Below are 15,295 nucleotides of genomic sequence, written 5' to 3' on the forward strand. Positions count from 1 at the left end.
CCAGCAAATGCGTCATTGCCGCCTTGCAATCGGCCTGGTTAGGCGCACCGGCACGCAGCGCTGCCAACGTCGATCGGCACGCTGGAGAAGATATCCGCGCGAGGCTTAGCGGATCCTTAGGAGGCGCTCAGGGTAGGCTGACGAACGCCCGCTTCGATTCGCTGCTCCAAAGACGCCAAGGCAGCGATGTTTCGCTCCCCGCCCCGCCATTTCGCTGTGGCCTTTGGCGTGACGCCTCTAGCGTGCTTAAGCTGCCCGCACCCCGCTTATATCGCGTCCTAAGGAGCCGCCCAATGCCCTCCCCGTTGAAATCGGTCCTGTGCTGCTTTCACCCTACGGTGTCCGAGGAAGGCGAGACCTCACGCGACGCGCGGCATGTCGCCGAATCAACGAGCAGCTCGCCCCGCGCCTCGGGGATGCTGTCGGGCCTTGCACCGCGCCACGCGCTGCCCGATGGCGAATGCCAATTCGGCGGCTACGTGATGGCGAGAGAACTCGTCGCCGGCCCTGTCGAGGGGGCGGATTTCGACAGCTTAAGGAGCGCGAACCAGACCGTCATCGCTACGCGCAAGGCCCTCAGGCATGGCCGAGGCAACGTAACAGCCGACATCGACTACAGTGGCGGGCAGAGTACCGTTCGTACGGAGGCAGGCCGCCGGTTGGAGCAGAAGCTTCTTGCTACCGGAGTGGCCCCGGACGTCAGCAGGGTAGCTAGCGCGATGACGGCGCAAGCAGGCAATTGCGCGGAACATGCCGATATCGCTGCCTTTTTGCATGCGGCCCGTATGCGGGAGGGCGAACAGGTCTACACCATGGGACACAAGACAGAAGACCACGAGTGGGCCGAATGGCGCGGCGAGGGGTCGGAGGGAGAACGTCGGATCGTCATGGATGCCCATGGCAAGGGCTCCGCGATCTTTGCGGAAGACGGCGCGTTCTCGCACGACGAACAAGAGACCGTGCACCAGCACGACTACAACCCGACCTACGGCGCCCACGTTCACGCGGAGGTGCAAAAGCTGCCGCAAGCGAGATTGGAAGCGCAGTTCCGCAAACAGATGAAAAAGGTCGGGCCGAAGTTTCGGTACCAGGAGGAAAACCTCTGGGATCCGACGGCCGTCGTCAGGCCCGAGTTTGCGGTGAGTGCGTCGAGAGCGATCTTCCGACCGTTGAATACCGCGCCGTTGGCGCCACCGCCGGAGTTCACCGCGCACGAATCGGCCGACCCCGTGTTGACCGGCGAACAATGGATGGCTCCGATGCGCCATCAGATCCACGCCACCGCGATGGCGCGAAGACTGGGCGCGCAGGGCGTGCAAGGCGTGGTACGCACAGCCACGCGCATTGCAGACGTGGCGGTGGACTTGCGCGGCTTCCCGCTGGAACCGCACCCGCAGCAGTTCGAGCGCGACGATCGGTAGTTAATCGCGCATTCTCGTCCCCAAAGACATCAAAAGCGCCAGCCGTTCCCGATCGCCCATCGACTTCCACGCCTTGATTTCATCGCGGCTGCGAAGACATCCCTCGCAATATCCGCTTGCCGGATCCAACCGGCACACATCGATGCAGGGCGATCCGACCGGCGTTTGCGTCCGGGCGAAGGCAATGGCCTGCGCAAGCGCTTCGTTTCGATCGACAACTTCATCCTTTTCCATCAAATCCCCATCTCCGCCTTTACCACGTTCAACGCTGCCTCGAGTCGAGCCCATGCCGCTTCATCGGCAGGAAGCCCGAAGCGGAAGCCCGCTATCGCGTCGAACCGACGCACCCAAATGCCGTGTCGCGCGAGTTTATCCTGCCACCGGGCCGCTTGCGCATCGCGCACCCATGAAAACAACGGCGTGTGCGATACCGCCGGATGAAATCGCGCTAACAATTCGGCGAGCCGAGCGCCGGAAGCGGCGAGGTTCGCTCGAGTTTGCGCCTGCCAGTCCGTATCGAGCAGCGCCGTACGCACGACCCCACGCGCGGGCCCCGATACGCTCCACGGGCCGCGCAGATAACGCATGGCTCGATCGATACGCGCGCAGCCGAGCACGAACCCGACGCGCGCGCCGGCCAAACCGAAAAACTTGCCGATCGAGCGCAGCACGATCAACCCTTCGTCGTTCACGCGGTTCGCCACGCTCAATTCGGGCATCGATTCGACGAACGCCTCGTCCACGATCAACGTTCCGCCGCGGGCCCTCAGTTGTTCGCGCCATTGCATCACCTGGTCCGGCGTGTACCGCTCGGCCCCAGGGTTGTTGGGGTTCACGAGGATCAAATGCAGCAGATCCTCGGGCAATTCGCGCGCCGGATCGAGAACGAACGATGCCTGAGCGTGCAAATCGGCAAATGGCGACGTCACGAACCGCTCGACCTGAAAACCCGCTCGCTCGAATGCCGGCGCGTATTCGCCATAGGTCAACCGCCCCACGCCGATGTGCCCTTTGGGCAACACGGCCGGCAGCATACGTATGGCGGCCTGCGTGCCTGCGACAGCCAACGCCCGTGGCGCGCCGTAATGCGCGGCGGCGATCGCTTCGAGGTCGTCGTCGTCGTCCGGCAATCGGATCCAGGCCTGCGGATCGATAGGGGGGACCGGATAGCCGTGCGGATTGATACCGGTCGATAAGTCGATCCAGTTTTCACGGGGAATGCCGTAACGCACGGCCGCTTCGCCCAGATTGCCGCCGTGCGGCACTTCGATTGCGTCAGCTAGATTGAACATGGGCTTTCAAAAGAACGTCGAGACGGCAGCCACTGCTGCAAGGGCCGCAAGCCATAAAGCCATGGAACGTTTGACGAGCGACAACGCCCGCTTGACGTCGTTCGCTTGCGGCGCCGGCCCGCAGCCGAGCACGGGCCGCGCCTCGAGCATGCCGTGGTACCGAGCGGCGCCGCCGCAAGCCACTTCTAGGCTGCCCGCGCCGCTGGCCATCACAGGCCCGGCGTTCGGACTCTCCCATGCTGCCGCCTGCGTTCGCCAACATTCGAATGCGCGGCGCGCGTTGCCGCACAGGGCGTACGCCAGCGCCGTGAGGCGTGCGGGAACGTAGTTCGCCGCATCGTCGAGCCGTGCCGCGGCCCAACCGAAATATCGCATGCGCGGCGTCCGGTAGCCCCACATCGCATCGAGCGTATTGACGAGGCGGAAGGCAACGGCCCCAGCTCCGCCGGCAACGACGAACCAAAATAGTGCGCCGAAGATCGCGTCGTTGCCGTTTTCCAGCGCAGACTCGATGGCCGCCTTTGCGACGGCGGGTTCATCGGCATCGGCGAGATCGCGGGTGACCACGCGCGAGGTCAATGCGCGCGCGAGCACGAGGTCGCCCGCGTTCAGCGCCTGTTCCACCGGCGCGATATGGTCGACGAGGCTCCGCGCGCCCAGGGCGAACCAAAGCGCGAGGACATGCAGGGGCCACGAGAGCATCGGCGGCAAAGCGTGCGTCAACACGGCAAGCAAGGCGACCGGCGGAACGACGGCCATGCTCCAGCCGACTACGCCGGCGATCCGCGCCGTGACCGGTCGCGAGGCGGGCGCTGGAAGATCGCTTGGTATCGACCGATGCGCCGCATGCCGGTCGGGATTCAGCGTTCGCTCGATGCGCGCGGCGAGCCGGCCGAAAGCCACCAGCGGATGCGCGCGGGACGGCTCGCCGAATAAAGCATCCACGGCGACACCGGCAAAGCACAACGCGCACGTGATCGGGGCGGAGAGTCCACTCATGCGATGTGGCGGCGAAACATGCGGTGGCGTCCTTGACGAGCGTTCAATTACACTCCTTCCTTTAGTCTTTCAATCGTGGGTGGACATGATACGTTCCCGCCGCGCGGGGCGCCACGCGTTCCCTGCACCCTTGTTGTGCCGTTTAGGACGAGCGACATGACTGGCATGTTGATGATTCAGGGCACGAGTTCCGACTCGGGGAAAAGCACCCTCGTCGGCGCCCTATGCCGCATCGCCGCGCGCAGCGGCTTGCGCGTCGCGCCGTTCAAGCCGCAGAACATGTCGCTCAACAGTGCGGTGACCGTCGACGGCGGCGAAATCGGTCGGGCGCAAGCCTGGCAGGCGCTGGCGGCCGGCATCGCCCCCGAAGTCGACATGAATCCCGTGCTGCTCAAGCCCAACAGCGAGATCGGCGCCCAGGTGATCGTGCACGGCCGATCGATAGGCAACCTCGATGCGCGTGCCTACCATCTGTATAAACCGATCGCCAAGCAGGCCGTGCTCGAATCGTTCGCCAGGGTGCGCGCCAAGACGGACCTCGTGTTGGTCGAAGGCGCGGGCAGTCCGGCCGAAGTCAATCTTCGCGAAGGCGACATCGCCAACATGGGGTTCGCGACCGCGGTCGATTGTCCGGTGGTGCTCGTCGCCGATATCGACAAAGGCGGCGTGTTCGCACAAATTCTCGGTACCCTCGCCTGCCTCGCCGAAAACGAGCGCGCGCTCGTGAAGGGCATCGTGATCAATAAGTTTCGCGGCGACGTCTCGCTGCTCAAACCGGGCATCGATTGGATCGAAGCGCAAACGGGCAAGCCGGTCTTGGGCGTGGTGCCGTTCGTGCAAGGGCTCTGGCTCGACGCCGAAGACGCCTTGCCGCAAAATCCAGGGCGGCAACCCACCTCGGACGACGTCCTGCGTGTCGTCGTGCCGGCACTGCCGCGTATCAGCAACCATACCGATTTCGATCCGTTGCGCGCGCATCCGCAAGTGGATTTCCGCTTTGTTCGCATGGGCGATGCCATTCCCGCCGCGGATCTTGTCATCCTGCCCGGCAGCAAAAGCGTGCAACGCGACCTGCAATCGCTGCGTGCGCACGGTTGGGAGCCGTATCTGCGGCGCCATCTGCGCTACGGCGGCAAGGTCATCGGGATCTGCGGGGGGCTGCAAATGCTGGGGCGCGAATTGCGCGACCCGCTCGCAATCGAAAGCGATGTGGCCAGTACCGCAGGCTTGGGATTGCTCGACTTCGTCACGACTCTCGAACCGCATAAGCAACTCGTCAATACGGCGGGCACCCTTTTGCTAGGCGACGGCGTACCGGCACGGGGCTACGAAATCCATATGGGAACCACCGAAGGCGCCGCGCTCGCGCGTCCCGCGCTCCGGCTACAGGCCGGCAACGAGACGCGCCCCGACGGCGCATTGTCCGACGACGGTCAGATCCTAGCCACCTATCTGCACGGGTTGTTCGACGCGCCGGATGCATGCGAAGCACTACTGCGCTGGGCAGGCGTGCACGATGTGGTGCGTATCGACCACGACGCACGCAGGCTCGCTTCGATCGACACGTTGGCGGATGTGGTCGCCCGGCACGTGCGTCTCGACGGGCTTTGGAACAACCGCACGTAGCGCGCGCGTCGTTATCGATCGAAAGAGCAACTTAATTCGAGGATCCTCCATGGCCATCGATTCGCAAACGGCTGCCGTCACGGCTCGAGGGGCACTACGCAAACGCGTCGGCGGCATCTATGGCGTACTCGCGCTGTTCAACATCGGCGCGTGGATCTGGGCGTTCGTCGCGTTTCGCGCGCACCCGCTGCTACTGAGTACCGGCCTGCTCGCCTACGGGTTCGGCCTTCGTCACGCCGTCGATGCCGACCATATCGCCGCCATCGACAACGTCACCCGAAAATTGATGCAAGACGGCCAACGTCCCGTGTCCGTCGGCTTCTTCTTCGCGCTCGGACACTCGGCCGTCGTGCTCATCGTGACGGCGATCGTCGCAGTGACGGCGGCCGCGGTGGAGCATCGAGTCGAGGCATGGAAGGCATTCGGCGGGATCGTTTCCACCAGCGTTTCCGCGTTGTTCTTATTTCTGATCGCCGCGATGAACATCGTGATTTTGCGCGGTGTATGGAAGGCATTCGACCGCGTACGCCGCGGCCAACCCTATAACCACGACGATCTCGATCTCTTGCTTAACAACCGCGGATTGCTGGCCCGCTTGTTCCGGCCCATGTTTCGCCTCGTCTCGAAACCGGTCTGGATGTTTCCGCTCGGCTTTTTGTTCGGCTTGGGATTCGATACGGCCACCGAAGTGAGTTTGCTGGGAATGTCGGCCAGTCAAGCGTCCCAGGGCCTGTCGATCGCCGCCGTGCTCGTCTTTCCGGTTCTGTTCGCCGCCGGCATGTCGCTCGTCGATACGACCGACGGCATCTTGATGGTCGGTGCCTACGATTGGGCATTCGTCCGCCCGATTCGCAAGCTCTACTACAACCTGACGATTACGCTGGTGTCGGTCGTCGCCGCGTTGCTGATCGGCGGCATCGAAACGCTAGGGTTGCTCTCGGATCGATTCAACCTGCAAGGCAGGTTCTGGAATCTGATCGCGATGCTGAACGAGAACTTCAACAACTTGGGTTTCGTCATCATCGGCGTGTTCGTCTTCGCGTGGGTTGCGTCGATCGTCGTTTATCGTATCAACGGTTACGACAATCTTTCCGTGCGCGGATAAAAAACCATGCGATCCCCGATCAACGTCGATGAGTTCCGCACCCTCGCCCGCCGCCGGCTGCCGCGCCGGATTTTCGATTACGTCGACGGCGGCGCCGAGGACGAGCGCGGTTTGCGCCGCAATCGTGCAGCGTTCGAGCGCGTGGCCTTCCTGCCGCAGCGGCTCGTCGATGTCAGCAAGCGCGACATGTCGACCCACCTGCTCGGGCAAACGATCGCCGCTCCGCTGCTCATCGCGCCAACCGGAATGAACTCGCTGGTCTGGCCAAACGGCGACATCGCACTCGCGCGTGCCGCCCGGCGCGCGGGTATTCCGTTCGTCATGTCGACGGCGGCCAACATTTCGCTCGAGCGGCTAGCCGGCGAAGCAGGCGGCGAACTCTGGTATCAGCTTTACGTCCTGCACCGCGATTTGGCGGATAGCCTCGTGGATCGAGCGGCGCGAGCCGGCTATCGCACGCTTGTCGCCACGGTGGACGTCACCTTGAACGGCAAGCGCGAACGCGATCTGCGCAACGGTTTTGGGCTGCCGCTGCGCTTCACCCCGGACGCCTGTCTCGATGCCCTCGCTCACCCGCGATGGACGTATGCACTGCTGCGCAACGGCGGCGTGCCCACGCTCGCCAACATCGAATCGAGCAGCAGCGCCAGCATCGAAGCGCGCGCGGCCCTGCTGCGCCGGCAGATGGACGCCAGTTTCGCGTGGGACGACCTGATCCGCCTGCGAGATCGATGGCCGCACCGGCTTCTCGTCAAAGGAATCTTGCGTGCGGACGATGCATTGCGTTGTCTCGAGTTGGGCGCCGATGGCGTGATCGTTTCCAATCATGGCGCGCGCCAACTCGACGACGCGGCAGCTACGCTCGACGTCCTGCCGGCGGTCAAGGCGGCCTGCGCCGCCGGAGGCGCGCTACTGCTCGACAGCGGAATTCGCCGTGGCTCGGATGTGGTCAAGGCCATCGCGCTGGGCGCCGATGCGGTATTGCTCGGGCGAGCCACACTATATGGGTTGGCGGTGGCGGGCGAAGCCGGTGCATCGCGCGTCATCGAAATCGTCAAAGACGAAATCGACCGTACGCTTGCCTTGCTCGGGTGTGCAAGCCTGGCCAATGTCGATGCGCGACACCTTTACCCTATCGAGCCGATACCCCTACGTGGGTCAGGACAACGAGCGTCGAACGCCGCGGCCCCGAGCGCGTGAGCCGCGTTGCCCCGGCGGCACGGTGGCCGATTCCTCGTGTCTGCCCGTCTCCGGCATCAAGAGCGCGAAGCCGATGAATGCGATGGCAGCCACCGCCGCGAGCGAGAGAAACCCGGCTGCAAAGCCGAACCGGTCCACAATGAAACCGCTGGTCAGATTGCTCAGCCCGGCCCCTGTGCCGACCGCAAGCGAGGTCGCGCCCTGCGCAAAGCTGAAGCGGCCGGTACCTCGCATGAGGTCCGATGCGATGACCGTGGCGATCACCCCGAATATGCCGGCGGAGACGCCGTCCAATAGCTGAATGGCGACGACGGCGTAGGGGTTCGCCGTGAGCGCGAATAACACGCCGCGGATGGGGAGCACGGCCAGCGCCACGAGAAAGATCTTCCGGCGGCCCACGCCCGCGCGAAGGGCACGGCCCACCGCCGCGGCCACCGCCATCATGACAAGCTGGGCGGCGATCACGCACGCGCCGAGCGCGACGACATCGCGGCCGGGCGCCGCCTTCGCGATCATCTGCCCCGCGAGCGGCAGCATGGCGGCGTTGCCGAAATGAAAGAGCACGACGGTAGCAAGGAAGATCTTGAGATCCCGCTGTCGAAGCACTTCGCCGAGCGGTATCGGCCGGCCTGTACCGTCCGCCGCGCGCAACGATTCGCCGCCGCGCGCCAACTCATGGTCGATGTCGCTCGGCCGGATCATCATGACGGCCAGTGCACTTGCCGCGGCGAATAGGCAAACGAGGTAGAACATCCACTCGGCCCCCGCGTATTGTCCGAACGTGCCGGCCAGCAAGGCGGCGACCAAGTTGCCGCCATGGTTGAAGCCCTCGTTGCGGCTCACGCGCGCAGCCAGCATGCGGTGTCCCACCACACCGAGGCTCAATGCGGCCAGGCACGGCCCGACGACGGCCGAGATCAGCGCCAGCGCCGTCTGCGTCAACAGGACAGGGAGCAGCGTCTGGCCGTGCGCAATCACGAGGCAACCGGCCGCAATGAAGGCTGCCGACACCGCAATGACGGCACGCTTGGCGCGCGTGGCATCTACCAGCATTCCCGCGGGAAGCTGGCTTAGCGCGGCAGCCAAGCCGCTCGCCCCCATCGCCAGTCCGATATCGCTCGACGACCAATGCCGAGTGCCTTTCAAGAAAACGGCGAGAAACGGCCCAATGCCGTCGCGCACATCGGCCATGAGGAAATTCAGCGCATCGAGCGCTCGCAGGCTGGTAGCCGAAGGCGCGCGGCGCACCTCGGCGGGCATGGCATCGTGCGCCCCGGCGTTCATCGCTTTCTCCCGTTTTCGTTGGGCTCGAGCGGCATGTCGAGCGACGCGCGGGGGGGTGGCATCGGCGCCCCCCCGCCTTGCATCGGTCCGCGCAGTCGTTTCTCGATGGACCGCCGAATTAGGCCTGCGGTGCGGGTTGCGTCTCCCGCTGCGCCTCGAGATCTGCCGCGTACGCGATTTCATCGACCTCCACGGTGCAGCCATCCGCGTTCTTCACGCCGTGCCCCCAAGCGTGGACCGAAGCGCCCTGCGTCAGATACTCCGCAAGTTCGGCGGCCGCGTGCGGCGGCATGCGAAGCGAGGTCCCGTCCTCGAGCAGCGCGCCGCGTAGCTCGCCCTTGGGACCATGCAGCGACATCGCGACCGTCCCGACAATATCCATCGGTGCCGGCTCCCCTGCCGCTTTCTCGTGCCGCTTTTCGTGCCGCTTCTCGTGCCGCTTTTCGGATTCGTGATCGGGGCCTTCGTCGACCATCGTTTCGCCGCCGGCCACGCCGATCGATACGGCCGCGATCATGTCCGCCGCGCGCGGCTTGACACCTCGAACGGTCACGATGTCGCCGGGTGCCACGCGCGCCACAATCCGCGCGCCGAGGTGCGGCGGGAAGTGGACTTGCCTGCCGCCGTCCAAAATGCATCCGTCGGGCTCGCCGTGCGGGTTGAGCAGAAACTGCGTGACCCTGCCCTTCGTTTCGGGCAGGCATGCGGGATCGATCCAGTGCATGTTCGTTCTCCTAAGGTTGGGAAAGAGGCTGCGCTGCAATCATTGCAATGGTTATGCCATCTGCCACGGCACGACGGCACAAGGAATGCGCGAGGGGCCCGGCGCCGCAAGCGTCCGGTTGCTTGACACGCGGTGTCGCGTTCGTTGACGGCGCGCGCTACGCGAGCCCGAGGCTCGCCAGCTTCGTGTAGAGCGACTGCCGGCTGATGCCGAGCCGGCGAGCGGCATCGGCGCGATTACCGTTGGCCAGCGCCAGCGCACGAACGATCATCGCGCGTTCGATGCGCTCGATCGCCTCGGGCAGCGAAAGATCGGCAAAGTCGGCCGGCAGCGCCGATTGCGCGTCAGCCGGCGAAGGCCCTTCGAGGAAGGCGAAGTCGTCGCCCGTAATCGTCGGCCCCGGTGCAAGCGAACAGACGCGATCGATGGCGTTCTTCAGTTCTCGCACGTTGCCCGGCCATGGATGGCCGATCAGGCGCCGTTGCGCCTCGGCGGAAAGATGCATCGGGCGATGCGTGCCCTTTGTCGCAGCCGTCAGGAAGTGCTCGGCCAGCGGCAGAATATCGGCGATGCGTTCGCGCAGCGGGGGCAATTGCAAAGGAATGACGTTCAGGCGGTAGAGCAAGTCCTGGCGGAATTCGCCTGCCCCGACCATCGCATTCAGATCGCGATGCGTCGCGGCCACCACGCGCACATCCACCGCCACCGTTCGCGTCGTTCCGAGCGGGGTGACCTGCCGGTCTTGCAGCACGCGCAGGAGCTTGGCCTGCATCGCGGGCGGCATGTCCCCGATTTCGTCGAGAAACAGGGTGCCGCCGTTCGCTTCGACGATACGGCCCGATCGCTCGGCCACGGCGCCGGTGAACGCGCCCTTGCCATGGCCGAACAGTTCGCTCTCGAGCAGCTCGTGCGGAATCGCCGCGCAGTTCACGGCGACGAACGGACCGTCGCGGCGCCGGGACGCCTCATGCAGCACCCGCGCGGCAACCTCCTTGCCGGTTCCCGTCTCGCCCGTGACAAGCACCGTCGCATCGGTTGCGGCCGCGCGGCCCAGGCGCTTTTGGACCGCCCGCGCAGCTTCGCTCACGCCGAGCAGCCTAGGTCGGTCCGAGCCGGACGCTTCCGCGAACGACGCTTGATCGGAGCGAGCCGCAAGCGGTTGGCTGGCGCAGAACACGCGCTCCAGCAACGCGGCAATATCGGCGCGCCCAACGGGTTTTGTCAGATGCTCGAACGCGCCGAGCCGCATGGCGCCGATCGTGTTGTCGCTGGTGGCATGGGCCGTCAGCATGACGACCGGTATCGCCTGCAATGCAGCGTCCCCGCGCAACTCGTCAAGCACGCCGAGACCGTCGAGCCCCGGCAGCCGGAAGTCGAGAAAGATGCAATCGGCTTGCTGCCCGCTACGCAGCGCGTCCAGGGCCGCTTCGCCCGATACGGCTTGTACGACGCGATGCCCGAGATCGGACAGCGTTTCCGCCAGCCCCTCGCGGAAGGCGTCGTCGTCGTCCACTACGAACAGGGTTGCCATGGGACCTCGATCACGAAACATGCGCCGCCGTTGGGCGGATCGTCAAGATAGGCACGGCCGCCGTGTGCCACCGCCACCTCGCGAACGACGGCAAGCCCGAGACCGGATCCGTCGGGGCGGCCCGTGACGAACGGCTCGAATATACGATCGCGCTGATCCGCCGGTACGCCAGGCCCGTCGTCGAATACTTCGATGCGTAAAGCGAATGGCTCCGCCGTATCGTCGCGCCGCACGGTTACGGTGACGTTGCCCCCTTCGCTCGCGTGGCGCAGCGCATTGACCAGCAAGTTGTCGAGCGCACGCCGGAGCTGATCGGCATCGAATGCCGGCAACGGCGGCGGGGAGCCGGCCGGCTCATCGAGCTTCGCGACGAGCGCCAGCCGCACACCGCGCCGACGCGCCAACTCATCGTGCGAATCGATCGCGTCCGCCAGCCATTGCGCCAAATTCACGGCTTGCGGCCGGATGGTAATGGGCTGCGTCAGCGCGAGAAGACTGGCGATCTGCGTTTCGATCCGTCCGATCTGATCGAGAATGAAGCGAAGCGCGCTCTCGCGCCGCTCGCTATCGCCCGCCAATGCGTTTTCCGCTTTGAGCCGCATCGCGCCCGCCGGATTGCGTATCTCGTGAGCGACTTGCGCAGCCAGCTTGCCCAACGCGCTGAATCGCTCGGCGCCGGCAAGTTTGTCTCGGAGATCGCCGGCTTGTTGCCGCAGTAAATCGGCACGCGCGGCATAGCGGTTCAATGCATCGACGATCCCGTCCAGTTCGGGCTCGCCGACGCGAGGTAGGCGGACGTTGTGCCCGCTAGCGTGTTCCGACGACAGCGCCGCTTCGAGTCGCGCAAGATCGCGGCGCCAGCGACGCAACGCGAGCGCAATGACGATGGCGACCACAAGAATGACGGCGAGCACGACGGCCAATCCCGCGGCGAGCAGTTGGCCGTGCGGCCCGAGCGGGGGACGCGCGCGCGTCAGCATCCATGCCAATACGCCCGGTTCGACATGGACCGGACAGGCTGCAGCGACGACCGCCTCGGGTCCGTTGCGGATGACGTCGGTCACCGCGGTGCCCCTGGCCGCGGCCACCTGCACGGTCCGCACAATCAGCGGCGTTTCGGCTTGCGGAACGTCGCGTTTGATGCCGCTGCCTTCGTACGTTGGAAAGGCGTAGGCGAGGAATCCGTTAGACGTTGGGCCGCTCCCCGCCGGCGGGGCCCCTTGATCCGACGCGGCGCGGCTTGGGGCGGCGGTCCAAAACCCGCCCTCGACGCCCTTCGCTTGCGCGAGCACGGTATCCAGCGCGGCGCGCATGACGTCCGTATTGCCGGGCGGCCCCGACAAGGAGAGCGAGAGAGCGTAGCGCGAAGCCGCCGCTTCACAGGCGGCCGCGGCTTGCTGCCGCGCGCCGGCGATCTGCTGGCTCTCGGCCGACATGGCCATGAACCAAACGGTGGCGACGAGCATGGCGCACAGCGCGGCCACCAGTGCCCATAGCGCGACGAGCTGTGTCGTGAATGAAGGTCGCTTCATCGGGACAAGAGCCGTGGGGACAGGTGCAAGCATACGACAAAGTTCGGCGCGGCCCTCGATCCCCTCGAGCGCCTAGATGACCTATCGTTATCCAACGTGACGTACCATCGTGTGGCATGCCGTTAGCCACCCCTGGGCACCAGGCGCAATCCAAGCAATCCAAGCAACACGAGCGCCATCATCGCCGAAGCGGCCCAAAAAGGACATCCCGAGAGCCCCGGCGCGGCGCCCGAACGCGTCGACCATGCGAACACGAGGCCGAACGCCAACGGCCCGATGACGGACGCGGCGCCCTGCACCGCCTGAACGAGCCCTTGCAACCGCGCTTGTTCGCTTTCGCCGACACGACGCGTGAGCAAGCCCTGTACCGCAGGCATGAATACGTTGTGCAGCGCGAAGAAGGGAACGGCAAGCAGATATTGCCACCCGGCCGCGGCGCAACCGAAGCCTGCATAACCGAGCATTGCAGCCGCCGCGCCGATCGCGGCCGCGCGGCGTTCGCCCACGCGCGCGACAACCGGACCGACGACCCCGGTCTGCACGATGGCCCCGATGCCCCCGCTCAACATCATCACGCAGCCGACCGCGGCCGCGCTCCAGCCATAGCGGTAGCCGCCGTAAAGCACGAAAATCGACGGCCCGACCATCCAGGCCAACGTGAACAGTGCGCAGAGCACGAACAGCACGCGCAAATCGCCGTGCTCGCGCAACAGCCGAAAGGCGCCGAAAGGGTTCAGCTTGCGCGGATCGAGCCGTGCGGCCCGATGCGCCGGCTGCAGCGATTCGGGCAAGACGAACGCACCGTATAACGCATTGAGCGCCGTCACCACGCCGGCCACGTAGAACGGGACGCGCAGATCGATACTCGCCAGCAATCCCCCCACTGCCGGGCCGGCCAGAAAGCCCAGGCTCAACGCCGCCCCGATGCGCCCGAACGCGCTCGCCCGGTCCTCCGGCGCGGTGACATCGGCGATATACGCGTTGGCCGTCGCAAAACTGGCGGACGTCATCCCGTTGACGATCCGCCCGACCAGCAGCCAAACGAGGCTCGGCGCGAGCGCCATGATGAAGAAGTCCGATGCCAGTCCGCACAACGAAATCAACAACACGGGCCGGCGCCCGATGCGATCGGACAGCGCGCCCAGCGCGGGCCCGCAGACAAACTGCATGGCGCCCCACGCCACGCTGAACAACGTGCACCACTGCGCGGCGCGCGAAGTGTCGCCCTGCGTGAATGCCTTGATCAAGTTCGGTAATACCGGCAGGACGATCCCGAACGAAACCGCATTGAGCAGCGCGGTGGCGAAGATGAAGGCGAACGCGGCTCGCGCCGGGACGGGCGTGGAAACCGGTGCCGATGCGTTCATGAAGGTATGCGTTCCGCGCTCGGTAGCGCCGAAGATACGCCGCCACGAGACGAATCGCGCAACGATTCGACGGCTTGCAAGAATGCGGCGACCGCTAAGGCATCCACCGTCTCGTCGCCATATTGCCGCGCCACCGCCTCGGCTAGCCGCGTGCCGTCCCGCAGCACGGATCGAAGCCCCGCTGCGCCGTCTTCGCACGCAGCAGCATGTTCGGCGATCGGCCGTAGCTCCTCGGCAAGCGCGCTCAAACGGCATCCTGCCGGCCGCGCTATCGCGCTCAACGCCGGCTGGCGACCGATCCATTCGTCGAGTGCGGCCAATGTCAGTACGCATGCGCCCCACGTCCGGCCATTCGCGAGAAAGCGTTCGGCGCCGGCGACCAAGTCCAGCCGCTCGGGCGTCAAGACCATCCGCTCGAATGTCTTCAGCCGATCGACGGCATACAAGTTCGGCAACGCGCGCATGGCATTGTGCGCGGCGACAATCTGCCTCCATCGCGGCGCCCACCAGAAATTGACCGAGACCGCCACGCCAGGCGATCGCACGTGATGCCACCAAAACGCCGGCAAAAACAGTAGCTCGCCGGGCTGCATCGCAAAGCGATCGGCCTGTGCCCGCGCGAAATGCGGATGACGATCCAGTGCGGGATTGTCGAGGTCCACGTTCGACAAATGCGAGGTGGCCGAGTCATGGTGATAGGGATAAAGATGCTCGCTATCGCTCGGCGCGAACAGCGTGAATTCCTTGGTGCCGTACAGCTGCGCGAAAAAGTTGTTCGAATTGTCGAAGTGAAGCTGCGTGGCCGTGCGGCGGCCGAACCATAGGTTGATCGCCGGGCGTTCTTGGGCGATCCACGACGGAATGACGACATCGTCGAGCAGTTCGGGCAGCTTGTCCGGGATCGATTGCTGCATCACGTAAAGCGGGTCGCCGTCATCGGGGTCCAGGAGCCGCCGCGCGGCTTCGCCGAATTCCATTTCACGGTTGTCGAACACGTTCGAGCGCGCCCCGTCGTCGGATGGAGCGAACCGATAGCGTCCGTCTTGTGCGCGGCTAGATACGATTCGTCGATTCGTCGCGACACGCGCCAGCGCCTCCGGCGTCCAGCGCGTCCCCACTTGCCAGCCCGTCAATGCGTCGGTGACGATCGCGGGCCTACCTTGCTCGAAAAAATCGCTCGAAAATTCCCTGCTGCTCACTCTTGCGATCATCTT

General features: G+C 65.2%; 13 protein-coding genes. 4 read left to right on the top strand and 9 right to left on the bottom strand.

Features of this window, described 5'->3' with window-relative positions:
* The first annotated feature begins 293 nt into the window (after window positions 1–293).
* Window positions 294–1,421 (top strand): AVRPPHE avirulence protein, encoded by a 1,128-nt coding sequence (locus tag ACTHN9_RS00715; RefSeq protein WP_440534830.1) that lies wholly within the window; start codon window positions 294–296, stop codon window positions 1,419–1,421.
* Here the strand turns inward: ACTHN9_RS00715 and ACTHN9_RS00720 are convergent, their stop codons facing one another.
* The 3 genes from ACTHN9_RS00720 to ACTHN9_RS00730 are packed head-to-tail and all read right to left on the bottom strand — an operon-like array spanning window position 1,422 to window position 3,712.
* Complete coding sequence (locus ACTHN9_RS00720) at window positions 1,422–1,709, bottom strand: DUF1289 domain-containing protein (RefSeq protein WP_440534831.1); 288 nt, start codon at window positions 1,707–1,709, stop codon at window positions 1,422–1,424.
* Window positions 1,655–2,713: a threonine-phosphate decarboxylase CobD gene (gene cobD, locus ACTHN9_RS00725; RefSeq protein ID WP_440534832.1), complete on the bottom strand. Its 1,059-nt coding sequence runs from the start codon at window positions 2,711–2,713 to the stop codon at window positions 1,655–1,657. Before cobD ends, ACTHN9_RS00720 begins: the two co-directional genes overlap by 55 nt.
* Before the next feature lie 6 nt (window positions 2,714–2,719).
* Window positions 2,720–3,712 (bottom strand): CobD/CbiB family cobalamin biosynthesis protein, encoded by a 993-nt coding sequence (locus ACTHN9_RS00730; RefSeq protein WP_440534833.1) that lies wholly within the window; start codon window positions 3,710–3,712, stop codon window positions 2,720–2,722.
* 156 nt (window positions 3,713–3,868) lie between these two features.
* Between ACTHN9_RS00730 and ACTHN9_RS00735 the strand changes: the two genes are divergently transcribed.
* The 3 genes from ACTHN9_RS00735 to ACTHN9_RS00745 are packed head-to-tail and all read left to right on the top strand — an operon-like array spanning window position 3,869 to window position 7,643.
* Window positions 3,869–5,338, top strand: a complete 1,470-nt coding sequence (locus ACTHN9_RS00735; protein ID WP_440534834.1) for a cobyric acid synthase — start codon at window positions 3,869–3,871, stop codon at window positions 5,336–5,338.
* A 49-nt stretch (window positions 5,339–5,387) separates the two neighbouring features.
* Window positions 5,388–6,443: a HoxN/HupN/NixA family nickel/cobalt transporter gene (locus ACTHN9_RS00740; RefSeq protein ID WP_440534835.1), complete on the top strand. Its 1,056-nt coding sequence runs from the start codon at window positions 5,388–5,390 to the stop codon at window positions 6,441–6,443.
* 6 nt (window positions 6,444–6,449) lie between these two features.
* Window positions 6,450–7,643 (top strand): alpha-hydroxy-acid oxidizing protein, encoded by a 1,194-nt coding sequence (locus ACTHN9_RS00745; protein ID WP_440534836.1) that lies wholly within the window; start codon window positions 6,450–6,452, stop codon window positions 7,641–7,643.
* Here the strand turns inward: ACTHN9_RS00745 and ACTHN9_RS00750 are convergent.
* The 6 genes from ACTHN9_RS00750 to ACTHN9_RS00775 form a co-directional block, all read right to left on the bottom strand.
* On the bottom strand, window positions 7,602–8,927 hold the full coding sequence (locus ACTHN9_RS00750) for an MFS transporter (RefSeq protein WP_440534837.1): 1,326 nt from the start codon (window positions 8,925–8,927) through the stop codon (window positions 7,602–7,604). The genes ACTHN9_RS00745 and ACTHN9_RS00750 overlap by 42 nt on opposite strands.
* 118 nt (window positions 8,928–9,045) lie before the next feature.
* On the bottom strand, window positions 9,046–9,651 hold the full coding sequence (locus tag ACTHN9_RS00755; RefSeq protein ID WP_440534838.1) for a hypothetical protein: 606 nt from the start codon (window positions 9,649–9,651) through the stop codon (window positions 9,046–9,048).
* 157 nt (window positions 9,652–9,808) lie between these two features.
* A complete protein-coding gene (locus tag ACTHN9_RS00760; protein WP_440534839.1) occupies window positions 9,809–11,182 on the bottom strand; it encodes a sigma-54-dependent transcriptional regulator in 1,374 nt (457 codons plus the stop codon).
* On the bottom strand, window positions 11,164–12,714 hold the full coding sequence (locus tag ACTHN9_RS00765; protein WP_440534840.1) for a sensor histidine kinase: 1,551 nt from the start codon (window positions 12,712–12,714) through the stop codon (window positions 11,164–11,166). Before ACTHN9_RS00765 ends, ACTHN9_RS00760 begins: the two co-directional genes overlap by 19 nt.
* A 122-nt stretch (window positions 12,715–12,836) precedes the next feature.
* Complete coding sequence (locus ACTHN9_RS00770) at window positions 12,837–14,081, bottom strand: TCR/Tet family MFS transporter (protein WP_440534841.1); 1,245 nt, start codon at window positions 14,079–14,081, stop codon at window positions 12,837–12,839.
* Window positions 14,078–15,292 (bottom strand): cupin-like domain-containing protein, encoded by a 1,215-nt coding sequence (locus ACTHN9_RS00775; RefSeq protein ID WP_440534842.1) that lies wholly within the window; start codon window positions 15,290–15,292, stop codon window positions 14,078–14,080. Before ACTHN9_RS00775 ends, ACTHN9_RS00770 begins: the two co-directional genes overlap by 4 nt.
* Window positions 15,293–15,295: the final 3 nt, after the last annotated feature.

Origin of the sequence: Trinickia sp. (genome assembly GCF_051953405.1) — a bacterium.
Classification (GTDB): Bacteria; Pseudomonadota; Gammaproteobacteria; order Burkholderiales; family Burkholderiaceae; genus Trinickia.